The organism is Enterobacter sp. DSM 30060 (assembly GCF_013375955.1).
Taxonomy (GTDB): Bacteria; Pseudomonadota; Gammaproteobacteria; order Enterobacterales; family Enterobacteriaceae; genus Enterobacter; species Enterobacter intestinihominis.
Window position 1 is genome coordinate 1,246,250 of sequence record NZ_CP056118.1, and the last position, 16,872, is coordinate 1,263,121.

Here is a 16,872-nt window from a genome sequence, read left to right on the forward strand (position 1 = left end):
GCTATCCCCTTACGCCTTCACAGCTGGTTTAACGATCAGGTCGCTACCGGTTGCACCCGGGACCGCACCTTTAACCAGCAGCAGGTTGCGCTCAGCGTCAACACGTACTACGTCCAGGCTCTGAACGGTTACACGTTCGTTGCCCAGCTGACCTGCCATTTTCTTGCCTTTGAACACTTTGCCCGGAGTCTGGTTCTGACCGATAGAACCCGGAACGCGGTGAGACAAGGAGTTACCGTGAGTAGCGTCCTGGGTACGGAAGTTCCAGCGCTTAACGGTACCAGCAAAACCTTTACCTTTAGAGGTACCGGTTACGTCAACTTTTTTAACGTCAGCAAACAGCTCAACGCTAATGTCCTGACCTACGGTGAACTCTTCGCCTTCAGCAAGACGGAATTCCCACAGACCACGGCCAGCTTCTACGCCAGCTTTAGCGAAGTGACCCGCTTCTGGTTTGGTTACACGGTTAGCTTTTTTAGCACCAGTGGTCACCTGAACAGCGCGGTAGCCATCGTTAGCCAGATCTTTAACCTGGGTAACGCGGTTTGCTTCAACTTCGATTACGGTTACTGGGATTGAAACGCCATCTTCAGTGAAGATGCGGGTCATGCCCACTTTTTTACCGACTAAACCAATCATTGTATCAACCTCTCAATCGCTCGATGACCTGATTAACCCAGGCTGATCTGCACGTCTACACCGGCAGCCAGATCCAGACGCATCAGAGCATCAACGGTTTTCTCAGTTGGCTCAACGATGTCAACCAGACGCTTGTGAGTGCGGATCTCGTACTGATCACGCGCATCTTTGTTAACGTGCGGAGAGATCAGAACGGTAAAGCGCTCTTTGCGGGTCGGCAGCGGGATCGGACCACGGACTTGCGCACCAGTGCGCTTAGCAGTCTCGACGATTTCCGCGGTTGATTGATCGATCAGACGATGATCAAACGCTTTAAGGCGGATACGGATTCTTTGGTTCTGCATGAGACCAGAGCTCCAATTATTTTATAAACGAAAATGATTACTCCTCAAACCCATTACGATTGATGGGAGAGTGTAACCGTTCTTACGTAGCTCCCCAATTGGGAGCATTGTTGAGTAACAAAGTGAGCTACTCTGGTTCAGATTGAACCCGCCGTCAATTACGACAAGCCCGCGCATTATACGTAAATCAGCGAAAGACGCAAGTGCCGTTTAGAAATTAAGCGCCAAAGTCGTACTCTGCGTAAGGCCTCGCAATTTTTTATGCAAAGTATCCCTTCTCAACTCTTTGTCTGAAGCCGTTGCGCAATTGGTGTTTTTACACATTGCCGGGCATGCTGATTATTACGAGTATGCGCTCAAACCATTTTGAGGCTCTCGCTATGCTAATGTCCCTCCCCTTTCTGCTGATCTATTTTGCGTTATCGGCCTTGCTTGTACGCACCGATATTCGCACGGGGCTGCTTCCCGATAAATTCCTTTGCCCGCTGCTATGGACGGGCCTGCTCTACCAGCTTTGTCTTCATCCTGATTTTTTGCCGAGCGCGGTACTGGGTGCGACCGCAGGATACGCCGGATTCGCCGTTATCTATTGGGGATATCGACTCATCTGCCGATGTGAAGGGATGGGGTATGGCGACATAAAATATCTGGCGGCGCTGGGAGCATGGCATGGCTGGTGTGTACTGCCAGTACTGGCATTAGTGGCCGCGTTAATGGCTCTGCTGTATCTGGTTGGTTTCTCGTTGTTCAACCCTGATAAGCAGGCATTAAAAAACCCACTGCCTTTTGGGCCATTTCTGGCGGCAGCGGGTTTATGCGTTGGCTGGGAAAACCTGATTAACTTTCCACTTTGATCTGTGACTGAAGGTAGTTCTGTAGGCCAATTTTGCTAATAAGATCCAGTTCGGTCTCAAGCCAGTCAATGTGCCCTTCTTCATCGGCCAGGATCTGGATCATCATATCCCGGCTGACGTAGTCATGTACGCTGTCCGCATAGGCAATGGCTTCACGCAGGTCTTTTGCACCCTCCAGCTCTAGCCGGAGATCAGAACGCAGCATCTCTTCGACATCTTCTCCGATGCCCAGTTTTCCGAGATCCTGTAGGTTAGGAATGCCTTCGAGGAATAAAATACGCTCAATATATTTATCGGCGTGTTTCATTTCATCAATGGACTCATGGTATTCAACATCGTTGAGGCGAGTCAGTCCCCAGTTTTTGAACATTCTTGCATGGAGAAAATACTGATTGATTGCGACAAGCTCATTTCCCAATAATTTATTGAGATAACTTATGATTTTAACATCACCTTTCATTATATAGTCCCTCCGCTTCCACTCATTGAAGCGTAGATCGGGCTACAGGGATGTCAAAAAAAAGATGGAGGCTTACGCGATCTCTTTGAATTCCGGGATCTGCATCAGTTCGTCCTGCATGATCTCACGCGCTGCGCGAACGCATTTACCGCATTGATTTCCCACCGGAACAAACTTACGAAGCTGCTGGAAAGATTGTGGTTGAAACTGGCGAACGGCCTGACGAATTTTTTTGTCGCTTACACCATTACATAAACAAACGTACATAAAGACTCCCGTTCAAAATATGCGCAAAGTGTAAGTGAGAATGGTTATGATTACAATAGCACGGGCGTCGGAATACGTGGCGGGAGAAAGCAAAAAATGCGAATTTTTATGACAATGCCCAACGGCAGAAAACAAAAAAGGACGCCGAAGCGTCCTTTTTATTTCAGGGATAATTAATTAGCCCAGAACTTTAGCAACAACGCCCGCGCCAACGGTACGGCCGCCTTCACGGATTGCGAAACGCAGACCGTCATCCATCGCGATTGGGTGGATCAGAGTCACAACCATCTTGATGTTGTCGCCTGGCATTACCATCTCTACGCCTTCTGGCAGTTCGATGGTACCGGTCACGTCAGTTGTACGGAAGTAGAACTGCGGACGGTAGCCTTTGAAGAACGGAGTATGACGGCCGCCTTCGTCTTTGGACAGAATGTACACTTCAGATTCGAACTTGGTGTGTGGCTTGATTGAGCCTGGCTTCGCCAGAACCTGACCACGTTCGATTTCTTCACGCTTGATACCACGCAGCAGAACACCAACGTTCTCACCAGCACGGCCTTCGTCCAGCAGTTTGCGGAACATTTCAACGCCAGTACAGGTAGACTTCGCAGTCTCTTTGATACCAACGATTTCAACTTCTTCACCAACTTTGATGATACCGCGCTCTACACGACCGGTAACAACGGTACCACGACCGGAGATGGAGAATACGTCTTCGATTGGCAGCAGGAATGGCTTGTCAATCGCACGCTCTGGTTCTGGGATGTAAGAATCCAGGTAGCCAGCCAGTTCGATGATTTTCTCTTCCCACTCTGCTTCGCCTTCCAGCGCTTTCAGCGCGGAACCACGAACGATTGGGGTATCGTCGCCTGGGAAATCGTACTGAGACAGCAGTTCACGAACTTCCATCTCTACCAGTTCCAGCAGCTCTTCGTCATCAACCATGTCGCATTTGTTCAGGAACACGATGATGAAAGGAACGCCTACCTGACGACCCAGCAGGATGTGCTCACGAGTCTGAGGCATAGGGCCGTCAGTCGCAGCAACAACCAGGATCGCGCCGTCCATCTGCGCAGCACCGGTGATCATGTTTTTAACATAGTCGGCGTGGCCTGGGCAGTCTACGTGTGCGTAGTGGCGAGTCGGGGTGTCATACTCAACGTGAGAGGTGTTGATGGTGATACCACGAGCTTTTTCTTCTGGTGCGTTATCGATCTGGTCGAAAGCACGAGCAGCACCGCCGTAGGTTTTAGCCAGTACGGTAGTGATTGCAGCAGTCAGGGTAGTTTTACCATGGTCAACGTGGCCGATAGTACCAACGTTGACGTGCGGTTTTGTACGTTCAAATTTTTCTTTAGACACGGCTATATTCCTTACTATAGTGCTCTCCCCTTCGGAGAGAGCACGGGACTTAGGTTTTAATCCTGTGGATTACTTACCACGGGCTTCGATAACGGCCTGAGCAACGTTGTTCGGCGCATCATCATACTTCAGGAATTCCATAGTGTATGATGCACGACCTTTGGTCAGAGAACGCAGCTGAGTTGCATATCCGAACATTTCAGACAGCGGAACTTCAGCGTGGATCTTAACGCCAGTTACTTCGGATTCCTGACCACGCAGCATACCGCGACGACGGCTCAAGTCACCGATAACGTCACCGGTGTTCTCTTCCGGAGTTTCTACTTCAACCTTCATGATTGGCTCAAGCAGAACTGGTTTTGCTTTCTTAAAGCCTTCTTTAAAGGCAATAGACGCAGCCAGTTTAAACGCCAGTTCAGAGGAGTCAACGTCGTGGTAAGAACCGAAGTGCAGACGAACACCCATGTCTACAACCGGGTAACCAGCCAGAGGACCAGCTTTCAGCTGCTCCTGGATGCCTTTATCAACGGCAGGGATGTATTCGCCAGGAATCACACCACCTTTGATGTCGTTGATGAACTCGTAACCTTTAGGGTTAGAGCCCGGCTCCAGTGGGTACATGTCGATCACAACGTGACCGTACTGACCGCGACCACCAGACTGCTTAGCGTGTTTACCTTCAACATCGGTAACTTTCGCGCGAATCGCTTCGCGGTAAGCAACCTGAGGTTTACCCACGTTCGCTTCAACGTTGAATTCACGCTTCATACGGTCAACGATGATGTCCAGGTGCAGTTCACCCATACCAGCGATGATGGTCTGGTTAGATTCTTCATCAGTCCATACGCGGAATGATGGGTCTTCTTTCGCCAGACGGCCCAGAGCCAGACCCATTTTTTCCTGGTCAGCTTTGGTTTTTGGTTCAACCGCGATGGAGATTACCGGCTCAGGGAATTCCATACGCTCCAGAATGATCGGGTGATCCGGGTCACACAGGGTGTCACCAGTAGTCACGTCTTTCAGACCGATAGCAGCAGCGATGTCGCCCGCACGAACTTCTTTGATCTCTTCACGTTTGTTAGCGTGCATCTGTACGATACGGCCAAAACGTTCACGCGCCGATTTCACGGAGTTCAGGATGGTGTCACCGGAGTTAACCACACCAGAGTAAACGCGGAAGAAGGTCAGGTTACCCACGAATGGGTCGGTAGCAATTTTGAACGCCAGCGCAGAGAACGGCTCGTCATCACTTGCGTGACGCTCAGCCGGAGTATCTTTACCATCGTCCAGGATGCCGTTGATCGCAGGAACGTCAACCGGGGATGGCAGGTAGTCAACTACCGCATCCAGCATTGCCTGAACACCTTTGTTCTTGAACGCAGAACCACAGGTTACCAGAATGATTTCGTTGTTCAGAACACGCTGACGCAGAGCAGATTTGATCTCTTGCTCAGTCAGTTCTTCACCACCCAGGTATTTCTCCATCAGCTCTTCAGAAGCTTCTGCTGCGGATTCGATCAGGTTCTGGTGCCATTCGTCAGCCAGGTCCTGCATCTCTGCCGGGATATCTTCGTATTCGAAGGTAACGCCCGCATCTGCTTCGTTCCAGTTGATGGCTTTCATTTTCACCAGGTCGATAACACCGGTGAAGCCTTCTTCAGCACCAATTGCCAGCTGAAGCGGAACAGGGTTCGCGCCCAGACGGGTTTTGATCTGGCCAACAACTTTCAGGAAGTTAGCACCCATACGGTCCATTTTGTTAACGAACGCGATGCGTGGAACTTTATATTTGTTAGCCTGACGCCATACGGTTTCAGACTGTGGCTGAACACCACCAACTGCGCAATAAACCATTACCGCGCCGTCAAGAACACGCATGGAACGTTCTACTTCGATGGTGAAGTCAACGTGCCCTGGGGTGTCGATGATGTTTACGCGATGCGGTTCGTACTGCTTAGCCATACCTGACCAGAAAGCAGTAGTCGCTGCGGAGGTGATAGTAATACCACGCTCCTGCTCCTGTTCCATCCAGTCCATGGTGGCTGCGCCGTCATGAACTTCACCGATTTTATGGTTTACACCGGTGTAGAACAGAATACGTTCGGTAGTAGTGGTTTTACCGGCGTCGATGTGCGCACTGATACCGATGTTACGGTAGCGTGCGATGGGTGTTGTACGAGCCATTTGATTCCTCGTTTATATCTTTAGGCGTTCAGTTAAGTTACCCAGAGCGGGCGGCTTCTCTGAAGCGCCCGCCTGGTGACTACGACTCCGAAGGGATTACCAACGGTAGTGTGCGAACGCCTTGTTGGCTTCTGCCATACGGTGAACGTCTTCACGTTTCTTAACTGCAGTACCTTTGTTTTCTGCAGCATCAGAAAGTTCGTTCGCCAGACGCAGAGCCATGGATTTATCACCGCGTTTACGAGCAGCTTCAACGATCCAACGCATTGCCAGAGCATTACGACGAACCGGACGAACTTCAACTGGAACCTGATAAGTAGAACCACCAACGCGGCGAGACTTAACTTCTACAGTCGGGCGCACGTTGTCGAGAGCGACTTCGAAAGCTTCCAGTTCATTTTTACCAGAACGCTGAGCCAGGGTCTCCAGCGCGCTGTATACGATTGCTTCTGCAGTAGATTTTTTACCATCTACCATCAGGATATTTACAAATTTTGCCAGCAGTTCTGATCCGAATTTCGGATCTGGAAGAATTTTACGCTGACCAATGACGCGACGACGTGGCATGGGATTACTCCGTTGTTAATTCAGGATTGTCCAAAACTCTACGAGTTTAGTTTGACATTAAGATAAATCAGTTTGGCCTTACTTAACGGAGAACCATTAAGCCTTAGGACGCTTCACGCCGTACTTGGAGCGAGCCTGCTTACGGTCTTTAACACCTGAGCAGTCCAGCGCACCACGAACGGTGTGGTAACGAACACCCGGAAGGTCTTTAACACGACCGCCACGGATCAGGATCACGGAGTGCTCCTGAAGGTTGTGACCTTCACCACCGATGTAGGAAGTCACTTCGAAACCGTTAGTCAAACGCACACGGCATACTTTACGCAGTGCGGAGTTTGGTTTTTTAGGAGTGGTGGTATATACACGAGTACATACGCCACGTTTCTGCGGGCAGGCTTCCAGCGCAGGCACGTTGCTTTTTGCAACTTTGCGTGCACGTGGTTTGCGTACCAGCTGGTTAACTGTTGCCATTAAATAGCTCCTGGTTTTAGCTTTTGCTTCGTAAACACGTAATAAAACGACCTCATACAATATGAGGACGCGAAATTTTAGGGCTACGTCGAAAAGGTGTCAAGAAATATACAGCGATCTCAAATCACCAGTTCATTTGACTGGCGTGCGTCACAGTAAGATTGACGAAATCAGTATAGCCAACCACGTCAATTTTGGCTGAAATTTGACCAGAAAGACCCCGCGCATCCAGATCCTCTTTAAGCGCAGAGACTGTTATGGGGGCATTAGCGAGGATTTCAACAAAACGGCTGCCATCAAGCGCCGCGAGCACGCCATCCTGAATCAGCAGCAGATCATCGCCTCCGCGCAGCATGCTCAGTAACGTGTCGATATCGCATTGCCACGGTGAACGGCTCAGGGTATGGAGCATGATAGCCTCAGAAAGTCAGAACGGTATCGTAGTGAGAAAGTTGTTCGCGCAGCGCAGAAGATGTCAGGATCGTCACGTCCAGCACGAACGGTATTTTCTCATTTAACCCACGAGCGGCCAGCGAGTCGGCGCACACATAGAAGGTTTCAATGTCATAGAGCGGCAGAACTTTAAAGGTCGCAATGTAGTCGCGCGCAAGAATAGCCTGCGGTTGTTGGCCTGCCAGAAGCTGGAATACGCCATCGCCTAAAAAGAAGACGCCAATATCTTCGGTTAAAGCCGAGGTCGCGAGCAATGCATCCAGCCCTTCCCGGCCTGAAGCGCTGCCATGCGGGGCAGAAGTAAAAACAAACGCTACGCGCTTCATCAAAATTGCACCACTCTGTCGCAGGTCAACGCCGCCTGTGCTAATGCGCCTAATCCGCTGAGCGAAAAGCCCGGTTGCAGGTTAGCCCCTGCCAGACCAAGGCGTTCGGCTTCAGTCGCATCCGTCACGCCGCGACGCAGTGCCGCCGCGACGCAGATATGCAGGTCGACGCCCTGCGTTTCGTTTAATTTTTGCCAGGCGCGCACAAGGTCAAACTCATCGCTCGCCGGGGACGTAAACTGGTTCGCGTTATAGACCCCTTCACGATAGAAGAAGACGCTTGCCAGTTCATGACCGGCATCAAGCAGCGCATGGGCAAACTGTAGCGCGCTGCTGGCCTGCTGGGTACCGTACGCCGGGCCCGTCACCATTAACGCAAAACGCATTACTTGTCTTGCCCCAGGAAGTCGCCGCTTTTGAACTGGCGAATATAGAGATAAACCGTGTGTTTGGAGATATTCAGGCGATCGGCCACCTGGTTGATGGCATCTTTGATATCAAAAATCCCTTTCTCATAGAGGTTCAGGACGATCTGACGATTCTTGGCGTTGTTGGATACGTTGCGATCGGCATTCACCTCTTCAATGGTGAACTCCAGCGTCTGTGTCACGAGATCCTCAACAGAAGAGGCAAAGTTCACCGATGAGCCCACGTCCGGCGTATCTGGCGGAATGAAAGTGCTCATGATTTGCGAGAATGGCACATCAAGGTTCATGTTGATGCACAGCAGACCGATCACCCGGTGTTCGCGGTTTCGAATCGCGATAGTTTCTGATTTCATCAGCACGCCGCTTTTGGCGCGGGTGAAATAGCATTTTGAGACGCTGCTGTCCGCGCCGGTCATGTCATGCAACATACGCAATGCAAGGTCGGTGATTGGCGAACCAATTTTACGGCCAGTGTGCTCACCATTCGCAATGCGGATAGCGGAACACTTAAGATCTTGCAGGGAATGCAATACGATTTCGCAGTGGGAACCAATGAGCATCGCTAACCCGTCCACTACCGCTTCGTAGGATTTCAGAATATCGAAGTCGGTCTGGTCAAATGGACGTTGATCCAGCAAATCAAGTTCACTGGTTTCGTTGGTTAAAAGCGACCTGGACATGAAAAAAACACTCCTTTTCAGGAGCCTGTCGTTAGGTTTTCAGGGCAGGCTCATTATCTACACGGACAACTAAATTAATACAGCGTGTATAACGCTTTCCAGTGTTAATTATATCTGCCCCACAATAAAAAAACCGCCGCCTGTAAAGGCGGCGGTTTTTTTCAGCATTACTTCTTAGCTGCTGCGGCTTTGTCGTCAGCCGGTGCGTCTGTTTTCGCATCCGCTTTTGGCGCCGGTTTGATGTCCAGCAGTTCTACATCAAATACCAGCGTAGAGTTAGCCGGGATACCCGGAACGCCGGTTTTGCCGTAAGCCAGATCCGGTGGGATGACCAGCTTGATTTTACCGCCTTTCTTGATGTTCTTCAGGCCTTCGGTCCAGCCCGGGATCACACCGTCCAGACGGAAGGAGAGAGGCTCACCGCGAGTATAAGAGTTATCGAACTCTTTACCGTCGATCAGCGTACCTTTGTAGTTAACTACAACGGTGTCGCTGTCTTTAGGCGCGTCGCCGGTACCTTCTTTCTCAACTTTATAGATCAGGCCAGTAGAAGACGTTTTAACGCCTTTCTCTTTAGCGAACTTATCGCGGTAGGCTTTGCCTTTCGCTTCGTTATCTTTAGCGTCTGCTTCCATCTTGGTCTGAGCGGCGCCTTTCACGCGCGCTTCAAACGCTTGCAGAGTCTGCTCGATTTCCTGGTCAGACAGTTTGCTCTTGTCTGCGAACGCATCCTGAACCCCTGCGATCAGCTGATTTTTGTCCAGTTTGATGCCCAGTTTCTCTTGTTCTTTCAGAGAGTTTTCCATGTAACGGCCCAGAGACGCGCCGAGTGCGTAGGCGGATTTCTGGTCGTCATTCTTGAATGCCGCTTTGCTGTCTGTAGTCGCAGCAGGCTTCGCAGCAGTATCAGCAGCGAAAGACAGCGGCGCATTGAGCGCTACAGCCATAGTGGTCGCCAGCAGCGTAACTTTAAACAGTGATTTCATCCATATCTCCAGGACCTGAGGTCTCTCACCCCAGTGTTAAACGTAAATGAGTGACGTACTATAAAACGTTGTGGAAGAAATCTACAGACAGACTCCCCCGAATGTCGCTTCTTTTCAGACTATTTTTGTTTAAATAAGTTTCTTGTCAGGGAGATGGATACTGTACTTAAGGAAAAAGTCAGATAAACTTCGCCGCCGCTGGTCCATTATGGCGCATGAGAGATAAACGAGGTGAATGATGAAGGATACAACGATCGAAGCGAGACTGGCTGAGCTGGAAAGCCGCCTGGCTTTTCAGGACATCACCATCGAAGAACTGAACCAGACCGTGACGGCTCATGAGCTTGAAATGGCAAAAATGCGCGATTTGATGCGACTTCTCACTGAAAAAGTGAAGGCAACGCAGTCGTCGCACATCGCCTCTCAGGCTGAAGAGACGCCACCACCTCATTATTGAGGCGTAAAAAAAGCGGGATTATCCCGCTTTTTTATTTTCCGCAGTACGGAATCAGTGGCAGCCGCAGCCGCCGTTACCGCAACCACCTTTACCGTGGCCGTGGTCATGACCATGATCGTGGCCGTGACCACCGCAGCAGCCGTCGTGGCCGTGATCGTGGTCATGGTCGTGACCGTGCGCACCATGAACGTGGCCATGAGCCAGCTCTTCTTCGGTCGCTTCACGGATAGCAACAACTTCTACGTTGAACTTCAGGTTCTGACCAGCCAGCATGTGGTTGCCGTCAACCACAACGTGGTCGTCTTCAACTTCTGTGATTTCAACCGGAACCGGACCCTGGTCAGTTTCAGCCAGGAAGCGCATGCCAACCTGCAACTCGTCAACGCCCATGAACACGTCTTTAGGAACGCGCTGAACCAGGTTGTCATCATACTGACCGTAAGCGTCGTTCGCGCCGACAGCAACGTCGAATTTGTCGCCAACTTCATGACCTTCCAGCGCCGTTTCCAGGCCGGAAATCAGGGAACCGTGACCATGCAGGTAGTCCAGCGGCGCACTCACCGGAGACTCATCAACCAACACACCGTCTTCTGTACGTACCTGATAGGCCAGGCTGACCACCAGGTCTTTTGCTACTTTCATGATATCTCCTGAGCGTGGGAAAATTGCTGGCGCAGATTGTAGCGGAATTCTGCACCCGTGTACCCTTAAGCTTAAAAAAACTCAGAGCATATCGCTAGTCTGGATGAAAAATGCCGATCACTTGCTCTTCTTTGCGAACGTGATCGCGGGCTTCTTTGTCGGCCTCACGCATCTGGTGACCGCACTTAACACATTCAACAATATCGATATTATTCTCCCGCCACATGGCCAGCGTATCTTGCGCCTGGCAGGACGGGCATTTTGCGCCCGCGATAAAGCGTTTACGTAAAGCCATCTTTCGTTACCCTTTATTCAAATTCATCCCAGCCGTCGAGCTGGCGTCGTTCCTGTTGCATCTCACGCTGGAAGATCTCCTCCAGTTCGCGACGCGCTTCCCGCACGCGGGAGATCTGCGCCGTGTCGCTGTGCACAGGCATCAGTTCACGCAGCATTCGCATATCCAGCCGGCGGAAATGCATCTGGGCGCGTTGCGCCTGGTGAGGATGCATACCCAGCGAAACCAGCGCCTTGCGCCCCAGCTCCAGCGCGCTGGAGAAGGTTTCGCGGGAGAAGTGTTTCACACCCGCCTGCAAAAGTTCGTGAGCCTCAACACGTCCGCGCGCACGCGCCAGAATATGCAGATGCGGGAAATGCTGCTGGCACAGCTCCACCAGCTTCATTGTGTCTTCCGGATCGTTACAGGTGATGACGATGGACTCCGCAGCCTCTGCCCCCGCCGAGCGCAACAGCTCAAGCTGCGTCGCATCCCCGTAGTACACCTTATAACCATATTTGCGCATCAGGTTGACGGCGCTGATATCGCGCTCCAGCACCGTAATGCGCATTTTATTTGCCATCAACAGGCGACCAATCACCTGTCCGAAGCGGCCAAAGCCCACGACGATCACCTGCGGTTTATCATCTTCCACCCACGGCGCTTCGTCTTCATCGTCTGCGGGATTAAGACGGCGCGACAGCAGTTTGTCCACCAGCTTCATCAGCAGCGGCGTGGTCATCATCGACAGCGTGACCGTCACCAGCAGCAGCGCCATCTGGTCATCTTTGAACAGCTTCTGAGACGACGCAGTGGAAAACAGCACAAACGCAAACTCTCCGCCCTGACTTAACACGCTGGAAAACTGCATCCTTTCCGAGCTGCGCAGCCCGTAAATCCGCGCGAGGAGATACAGCACCAGCGTTTTGACCGCCACCAGCACGGCGACACTCGCAATAACCCACAGCAGATGGGTATAGAGCACGCCAAGATTAAGCGCCATACCCACCGAGATAAAGAACAGCCCTAACAGCAGTCCCTTAAACGGATCGATGGCGGTCTCCAGCTCGTGGCGGTACTCGCTTTCCGCAAGCAGCACCCCGGCGATAAACGTCCCGAGCGCCATCGACAGCCCCAGCGCATCCATAAACAGCGCTGAACCAAGCACCAGCAGCAGCGTTGCGGCGGTGAAGACCTCGCGTACGCCGGATGCCGCAATAAATCGGAACACTGGACGCAGTAAAAACCGTCCGCCGATCAGCATCCCCGCGAAGGCCAGCACCTTCATGGAGATCTTCATCCAGTCGAAATGATCGTCTCCGGAGCCTGCCAGCAGCGGCACCAGCGCCAGCGCCGGGATCACCGCTAAATCCTGGAACAGCAGCACCGAAAAGCCCAGTTGCCCCGCCTCGTTGCGGTTCATCCCTTTGTCGCGCATCAGCTGAAGCGCCATCGCCGTCGACGACATCGCAAGACCGATCCCGCCAATCACCGCGGCCTGCCAGGAAAACTGCGTCAGCATCAGCAGGCCCGCCAGAATGGCGGCGCTGAGCAACACCTGCGCCGCCCCGACGCCAAAAATAGATTGCCGCAGTTGCCACAGCTTGGACGGATTAAGCTCAAGCCCGATGATAAACATCAGGAACACCACGCCCAGCTCGGAGAAGTGGAGAATTTCATCCACATCGCTGATAAACCCAAGCCCCCAGGGACCAATGGCTATCCCCGCCAGCAAATAGCCCAGCACCGCGCCAATGCCGAGACGCGCGGCAAGGGGGACCGCGACGACGGCGGCAAACAAAAACAGCACCCCGGCGAGGAGTAAATTCGAACCGTCCATTAGCGTCCTCCCGCCGGAATCGGTGACGCCAGCCATTCGCCATAGGCCCTGGCATGGCTCGCCAGCGCTTTCGGATCCTGCCGCCGTGCCCAGTAGATAATAATCGGGCTCATCCAGTGCATACGGCACATCGCCGCCGTCAGCTCAAACGGCCGCAGAATGTCGCTCATGGGGTAACGGTTCAGCCCGTCGTGACGGTAAGCGCTTTCCGGCTCACCGGTGGTGATGACACTCCGCCAGTACTTTCCCGCCAGCTGGTTGCCCCCCACCCCGCTGGAAAAGCCCCGGCTCAGCACGCGGTCCAGCCACTCTTTCAGCAGCGCCGGACAGCTATAGGTATAAAGCGGATGCTGGAACACAATCACGTCGTGCTGACGCAGCAGTTCCTGCTCGTAAGGAATATCAATAAAGAAATCGGGGTAGTGCGCGTAGAGATCGTGCACCGTTACGTTACTGAGCTGTGTGGCCGGCTTAAGCAGCACCCGGTTTGCCACCGAGTCCTGTGATTCCGGATGGGCATACAGCAGCAGCACTTTCGCTGTCTGAGACATCACTCCCCTCCCGGTTCTGTTTTTGTGTATTGTTGTCGTTTTGGGCTACCATGGCGGCCCGGTGGGGAAATTGGCCCACACCTTACATTATCATAATGACAAATTAACATAGTCGGAACATACGGCGCTTCTATGATTGTTTTCTCCTCGTTACAAATTCGTCGCGGCGTGCGCGTCCTGCTGGATAACGCGACTGCTACCATCAACCCGGGCCAGAAAGTGGGGCTGGTCGGCAAAAACGGCTGCGGTAAATCCACCCTGCTGGCACTGCTGAAAAACGAGATAAGCGCGGATGGCGGGAACTTTACCTTCCCGGGCAACTGGCAGCTCGCCTGGGTAAACCAGGAGACCCCCGCGCTGAGCGAACCGGCGCTCGACTATGTTATCGACGGCGACCGTGAATACCGCAAGCTCGAAGCGGAGCTCAACGCCGCCAACGAACGCAACGACGGCCACGCCATCGCCACCGTCCACGGCAAGCTGGACGCCATCGACGCCTGGACCATTCGCTCCCGCGCCTCCAGCCTGCTGCACGGCCTGGGCTTCAGCAACGAACAGCTTGAACGCCCGGTGAGCGATTTCTCGGGTGGCTGGCGTATGCGCCTTAACCTGGCGCAGGCGCTGATCTGCCGCTCTGACCTCCTGCTGCTCGATGAACCGACCAACCACCTCGATCTCGATGCGGTTATTTGGCTGGAGAAGTGGCTCAAGAGCTATCAGGGCACTCTGATTCTGATCTCCCACGACCGCGACTTCCTCGACCCGGTGGTGGATAAAATCATTCATATCGAACAGCAAAGCCTGTTCGAGTACACCGGCAACTACAGCTCTTTCGAGCGCCAGCGCGCGACGCGCCTCGCCCAGCAGCAGGCGATGTATGAAAGCCAGCAGCAGCGCGTGGCGCACCTGCAAAGCTTTGTGGATCGCTTCAAGGCCAAGGCGTCAAAAGCCAAGCAGGCGCAGAGCCGCGTCAAAATGCTGGAACGCATGGAGATGATTGCCCCCGCGCACGTGGATAACCCGTTCCACTTCAGCTTCCGCGAGCCGGAGAGCCTGCCGAACCCGCTGCTGAAGATGGAAAAAGTGAGCGCGGGCTATGGCGATCGCATTATTCTCGACTCTATCAAGCTCAACCTGGTGCCGGGTTCACGCATCGGTCTGCTGGGGCGTAACGGCGCCGGTAAATCAACGCTGATCAAGCTGCTGGCGGGCGAGCTTAACCCGGTCAGCGGCGAAATCGGGCTGGCGAAGGGCATCAAGCTTGGCTACTTCGCTCAGCATCAGCTGGAATTTTTACGCGCCGATGAATCGCCGATCCAGCACCTGGCGCGCCTGGCGCCGCAGGAGATGGAGCAGAAGCTGCGCGACTACCTCGGCGGCTTTGGCTTCCAGGGCGATAAGGTGACTGAAAATACAGCGCGTTTCTCCGGCGGCGAAAAAGCGCGTCTGGTGCTGGCGCTGATCGTCTGGCAGCGTCCAAACCTGCTGCTGCTCGATGAACCGACCAACCACCTCGATCTCGACATGCGTCAGGCGCTGACCGAAGCGCTGATCGAGTTCGAAGGGGCGCTGGTTGTCGTTTCGCACGATCGCCACCTGATCCGCTCCACCACCGACGATCTCTATCTGGTTCACGGCGGCAAAGTGGAACCGTTCGACGGCGATCTGGAAGATTACCAGCAGTGGCTGACGGACGTGCAGAAGCAGGAAAACCAGCCGGAAGAGTCAGCGAAAGACAACGCCAACAGCGCCCAGGCGCGTAAAGACCAGAAGCGCCGTGAAGCGGAACTGCGCACCCAGACTCAGCCGCTGCGTAAAGAGATTACCCGTCTCGAAAAAGAGATGGAAAAGCTTAACGCCACGCTTGCCGCCGTCGAAGAGAAGCTGGGCGACAGCGAACTGTACGATCAGAGCCGCAAAGCGGAGCTGACGGACTGTCTGCAAACGCAGGCGAAAACCAAATCCAGTCTCGAAGAGTGCGAAATGGCATGGCTGGACGCGCAGGAACAGCTGGAAGCGATGCTGCAAGCCGACTAACACGCCGGGAGGGTTATGGGCTTCGATACCACGAGCGAGATTACATTCCGTAAGCTCAGCATCTTCATGACGTTCATGGACAAGGGCAATATCGCACGTACCGCCGAAACGCTCGGCCTGAGCGGTGTCAGTGTTCACCGCGCGCTGCATACCCTCGAAGAGAACGTCCGCTGCCCGCTCTTTGCTCACAAAGGGCGTAACCTGATTGCCCTCCCCTCCGCATGGACGCTGCTGGAGTATTGTCAGGAGGTGATGCAGGTGATGGAGCGCGGGCTGGAAGAGTCGCGCAAGATTGCCGGTATCGGCCAGGGACGGTTGCGCGTCGGTACGCTTTACTCGCTGACGCTGGAAACCGTGCCGCGCCTGATAATGGGCATGAAGCTGCGCCGTCCGGATCTGGAGATGGATCTGACGATGGGCTCGAACGAAACCCTGCTCCATATGCTGGATGAGGGGTCGCTGAATGCGATTTTAATCTCTATCTCCGAGAGCGATATCGACCGTAACAGCCTCGAAGTGCTGCCCCTGTTCCATGACGATATTTTCCTTGCCGCACCGGCCTCTGCCACACTGAATACCAGCGGTCCCGCCGATCTGCGTGACTATAAAGATCAGAAGTTTGTCGCCCTCGCGGAAGGGTTCGCCACTTACGCCGGGTTTCAGGAAGCGTTTCATATTGCCGGTTTCGAGCCGGAGATTGTGACGCGGGTAAACGATATTTTCTCGATGCTGAGCCTGGTGCAGGCGGGGGTCGGGTTTACGCTGATGCCGGGCAGGATGAAGAAAGTGTACGAAAATTCGGTGCAGCTACTGAAGCTGGCACAGCCGTACCAGATGCAGCAGCTGATTGCGATCGTCTTTGCCCGCAACCGCGAGCAGGATCCGAGCCTGCGAGCATTGGCCGCGGAAGGGCGGATGTACGCCAGAAGTTTGCAGGACGGAGCCTGAGGCCTTGCCGGGTGGCGACGCGTTGCGTCTTACCCGGCCTACAAAATAATACAACCGAACCCGTAGGCCCGGTAAGGCGCAGCCGCCACCGGGCAAAAAAAC

Annotated in this window: 21 protein-coding genes; 4 read left to right on the plus strand and 17 right to left on the minus strand. The window is 53.4% G+C overall.

Annotated elements, in window-relative coordinates; genetic code table 11:
• Positions 1-9: 9 nt before the first annotated feature.
• Together rplC and rpsJ are read right to left on the minus strand one after the other, a co-directional pair.
• A complete protein-coding gene (gene rplC, locus HWQ15_RS05985; RefSeq protein ID WP_006178923.1) occupies positions 10-639 on the minus strand; it encodes a 50S ribosomal protein L3 in 630 nt (209 codons plus the stop codon).
• A 32-nt stretch (positions 640-671) separates the two neighbouring features.
• Positions 672-983 carry a 30S ribosomal protein S10 gene (gene rpsJ, locus HWQ15_RS05990; protein ID WP_001181005.1) on the minus strand — a complete coding sequence of 104 codons (312 nt, stop codon included), beginning with the start codon at positions 981-983 and terminating at the stop codon, positions 672-674.
• Positions 984-1,363: 380 nt separating this feature from the next.
• On the opposite strand from rpsJ, the gene HWQ15_RS05995 reads away from it, so the two are divergent.
• Positions 1,364-1,837: an A24 family peptidase gene (locus HWQ15_RS05995; protein ID WP_063149676.1), complete on the plus strand. Its 474-nt coding sequence runs from the start codon at positions 1,364-1,366 to the stop codon at positions 1,835-1,837.
• Here HWQ15_RS05995 and bfr read toward each other — a convergent pair.
• The 11 genes from bfr to fkpA all read right to left on the minus strand — a co-directional run bounded on the left by bfr (position 1,821) and on the right by fkpA (position 10,021).
• Positions 1,821-2,297 carry a bacterioferritin gene (bfr, locus tag HWQ15_RS06000; RefSeq protein ID WP_003863270.1) on the minus strand — a complete coding sequence of 159 codons (477 nt, stop codon included), beginning with the start codon at positions 2,295-2,297 and terminating at the stop codon, positions 1,821-1,823. The genes HWQ15_RS05995 and bfr overlap by 17 nt on opposite strands.
• Positions 2,298-2,369: 72 nt before the next feature.
• Positions 2,370-2,564 carry a bacterioferritin-associated ferredoxin gene (gene bfd / locus HWQ15_RS06005; RefSeq protein ID WP_003863268.1) on the minus strand — a complete coding sequence of 65 codons (195 nt, stop codon included), beginning with the start codon at positions 2,562-2,564 and terminating at the stop codon, positions 2,370-2,372.
• A gap of 177 nt (positions 2,565-2,741) precedes the next feature.
• On the minus strand, positions 2,742-3,926 hold the full coding sequence (gene tuf / locus HWQ15_RS06010; protein WP_017693880.1) for an elongation factor Tu: 1,185 nt from the start codon (positions 3,924-3,926) through the stop codon (positions 2,742-2,744).
• Between the two features lie 69 nt (positions 3,927-3,995).
• On the minus strand, positions 3,996-6,110 hold the full coding sequence (gene fusA / locus HWQ15_RS06015; protein WP_022649591.1) for an elongation factor G: 2,115 nt from the start codon (positions 6,108-6,110) through the stop codon (positions 3,996-3,998).
• Positions 6,111-6,206: 96 nt separating this feature from the next.
• Positions 6,207-6,677, minus strand: coding sequence for a 30S ribosomal protein S7 (rpsG, locus tag HWQ15_RS06020; RefSeq protein WP_003861706.1), 471 nt, complete (start codon positions 6,675-6,677; stop codon positions 6,207-6,209).
• A gap of 96 nt (positions 6,678-6,773) precedes the next feature.
• On the minus strand, positions 6,774-7,148 hold the full coding sequence (rpsL, locus tag HWQ15_RS06025; RefSeq protein WP_000246815.1) for a 30S ribosomal protein S12: 375 nt from the start codon (positions 7,146-7,148) through the stop codon (positions 6,774-6,776).
• Between the two features lie 124 nt (positions 7,149-7,272).
• A complete protein-coding gene (gene tusB, locus HWQ15_RS06030; RefSeq protein WP_063149305.1) occupies positions 7,273-7,560 on the minus strand; it encodes a sulfurtransferase complex subunit TusB in 288 nt (95 codons plus the stop codon).
• 7 nt (positions 7,561-7,567) lie between these two features.
• Complete coding sequence (gene tusC, locus HWQ15_RS06035) at positions 7,568-7,927, minus strand: sulfurtransferase complex subunit TusC (protein WP_023298759.1); 360 nt, start codon at positions 7,925-7,927, stop codon at positions 7,568-7,570.
• Complete coding sequence (gene tusD, locus HWQ15_RS06040) at positions 7,927-8,313, minus strand: sulfurtransferase complex subunit TusD (protein WP_003861699.1); 387 nt, start codon at positions 8,311-8,313, stop codon at positions 7,927-7,929. Before tusD ends, tusC begins: the two co-directional genes overlap by 1 nt.
• The gene (locus tag HWQ15_RS06045) at positions 8,313-9,035 is read right to left on the minus strand and encodes a transcriptional regulator (protein WP_063149304.1); all 723 of its coding nucleotides are present in this window, start codon (positions 9,033-9,035) and stop codon (positions 8,313-8,315) included. The genes tusD and HWQ15_RS06045 overlap by 1 nt, the downstream gene beginning before the upstream one ends.
• 167 nt (positions 9,036-9,202) lie before the next feature.
• Positions 9,203-10,021, minus strand: coding sequence for an FKBP-type peptidyl-prolyl cis-trans isomerase (gene fkpA / locus HWQ15_RS06050; RefSeq protein ID WP_003861695.1), 819 nt, complete (start codon positions 10,019-10,021; stop codon positions 9,203-9,205).
• 238 nt (positions 10,022-10,259) lie between these two features.
• On the opposite strand from fkpA, the gene HWQ15_RS06055 reads away from it, so the two are divergent.
• Positions 10,260-10,478 (plus strand): protein SlyX, encoded by a 219-nt coding sequence (locus tag HWQ15_RS06055; RefSeq protein ID WP_023298761.1) that lies wholly within the window; start codon positions 10,260-10,262, stop codon positions 10,476-10,478.
• Between the two features lie 51 nt (positions 10,479-10,529).
• Here HWQ15_RS06055 and slyD read toward each other — a convergent pair whose 3' ends face one another.
• From slyD to kefG, 4 genes are all read right to left on the minus strand, one after another.
• Positions 10,530-11,120 carry a peptidylprolyl isomerase gene (gene slyD, locus HWQ15_RS06060; RefSeq protein WP_003861691.1) on the minus strand — a complete coding sequence of 197 codons (591 nt, stop codon included), beginning with the start codon at positions 11,118-11,120 and terminating at the stop codon, positions 10,530-10,532.
• 94 nt (positions 11,121-11,214) lie between these two features.
• On the minus strand, positions 11,215-11,415 hold the full coding sequence (locus tag HWQ15_RS06065; protein WP_022649597.1) for a YheV family putative zinc ribbon protein: 201 nt from the start codon (positions 11,413-11,415) through the stop codon (positions 11,215-11,217).
• A gap of 13 nt (positions 11,416-11,428) precedes the next feature.
• Positions 11,429-13,234, minus strand: a complete 1,806-nt coding sequence (kefB, locus tag HWQ15_RS06070) for a glutathione-regulated potassium-efflux system protein KefB (protein ID WP_003861688.1) — start codon at positions 13,232-13,234, stop codon at positions 11,429-11,431.
• Positions 13,234-13,785 carry a glutathione-regulated potassium-efflux system ancillary protein KefG gene (gene kefG, locus HWQ15_RS06075; protein WP_003861686.1) on the minus strand — a complete coding sequence of 184 codons (552 nt, stop codon included), beginning with the start codon at positions 13,783-13,785 and terminating at the stop codon, positions 13,234-13,236. Before kefG ends, kefB begins: the two co-directional genes overlap by 1 nt.
• A gap of 132 nt (positions 13,786-13,917) precedes the next feature.
• Here kefG and HWQ15_RS06080 point away from each other — a divergent pair, with 132 nt between their 5' ends.
• Entirely contained in the window at positions 13,918-15,822 is a 1,905-nt protein-coding gene (locus HWQ15_RS06080; RefSeq protein ID WP_023298762.1) for an ABC transporter ATP-binding protein, read from the plus strand.
• 15 nt (positions 15,823-15,837) lie between these two features.
• Entirely contained in the window at positions 15,838-16,770 is a 933-nt protein-coding gene (locus HWQ15_RS06085) for a LysR substrate-binding domain-containing protein (protein ID WP_063216062.1), read from the plus strand.
• The last annotated feature ends 102 nt before the right edge of the window (positions 16,771-16,872 follow it).

What these genes read in the sequence shown, in the direction of transcription:
- rplC (WP_006178923.1), bottom strand. Translation starts at nt 639, where the DNA reads ATGATTGGTTTAGTCGGTAAAAAAGTGGGCATGACCCGCATCTTCACT.
- rpsJ (WP_001181005.1), bottom strand. Translation starts at nt 983, where the DNA reads ATGCAGAACCAAAGAATCCGTATCCGCCTTAAAGCGTTTGATCATCGT.
- HWQ15_RS05995 (WP_063149676.1), top strand. Translation starts at nt 1,364, where the DNA reads ATGCTAATGTCCCTCCCCTTTCTGCTGATCTATTTTGCGTTATCGGCC.
- bfr (WP_003863270.1), bottom strand. Translation starts at nt 2,297, where the DNA reads ATGAAAGGTGATGTTAAAATCATAAGTTATCTCAATAAATTATTGGGA.
- bfd (WP_003863268.1), bottom strand. Translation starts at nt 2,564, where the DNA reads ATGTACGTTTGTTTATGTAATGGTGTAAGCGACAAAAAAATTCGTCAG.
- fusA (WP_022649591.1), bottom strand. Translation starts at nt 6,110, where the DNA reads ATGGCTCGTACAACACCCATCGCACGCTACCGTAACATCGGTATCAGT.
- rpsG (WP_003861706.1), bottom strand. Translation starts at nt 6,677, where the DNA reads ATGCCACGTCGTCGCGTCATTGGTCAGCGTAAAATTCTTCCAGATCCG.
- rpsL (WP_000246815.1), bottom strand. Translation starts at nt 7,148, where the DNA reads ATGGCAACAGTTAACCAGCTGGTACGCAAACCACGTGCACGCAAAGTT.
- tusB (WP_063149305.1), bottom strand. Translation starts at nt 7,560, where the DNA reads ATGCTCCATACCCTGAGCCGTTCACCGTGGCAATGCGATATCGACACG.
- tusC (WP_023298759.1), bottom strand. Translation starts at nt 7,927, where the DNA reads ATGAAGCGCGTAGCGTTTGTTTTTACTTCTGCCCCGCATGGCAGCGCT.
- tusD (WP_003861699.1), bottom strand. Translation starts at nt 8,313, where the DNA reads ATGCGTTTTGCGTTAATGGTGACGGGCCCGGCGTACGGTACCCAGCAG.
- HWQ15_RS06045 (WP_063149304.1), bottom strand. Translation starts at nt 9,035, where the DNA reads ATGTCCAGGTCGCTTTTAACCAACGAAACCAGTGAACTTGATTTGCTG.
- fkpA (WP_003861695.1), bottom strand. Translation starts at nt 10,021, where the DNA reads ATGAAATCACTGTTTAAAGTTACGCTGCTGGCGACCACTATGGCTGTA.
- HWQ15_RS06055 (WP_023298761.1), top strand. Translation starts at nt 10,260, where the DNA reads ATGAAGGATACAACGATCGAAGCGAGACTGGCTGAGCTGGAAAGCCGC.
- slyD (WP_003861691.1), bottom strand. Translation starts at nt 11,120, where the DNA reads ATGAAAGTAGCAAAAGACCTGGTGGTCAGCCTGGCCTATCAGGTACGT.
- HWQ15_RS06065 (WP_022649597.1), bottom strand. Translation starts at nt 11,415, where the DNA reads ATGGCTTTACGTAAACGCTTTATCGCGGGCGCAAAATGCCCGTCCTGC.
- kefB (WP_003861688.1), bottom strand. Translation starts at nt 13,234, where the DNA reads ATGGACGGTTCGAATTTACTCCTCGCCGGGGTGCTGTTTTTGTTTGCC.
- kefG (WP_003861686.1), bottom strand. Translation starts at nt 13,785, where the DNA reads ATGTCTCAGACAGCGAAAGTGCTGCTGCTGTATGCCCATCCGGAATCA.
- HWQ15_RS06080 (WP_023298762.1), top strand. Translation starts at nt 13,918, where the DNA reads ATGATTGTTTTCTCCTCGTTACAAATTCGTCGCGGCGTGCGCGTCCTG.
- HWQ15_RS06085 (WP_063216062.1), top strand. Translation starts at nt 15,838, where the DNA reads ATGGGCTTCGATACCACGAGCGAGATTACATTCCGTAAGCTCAGCATC.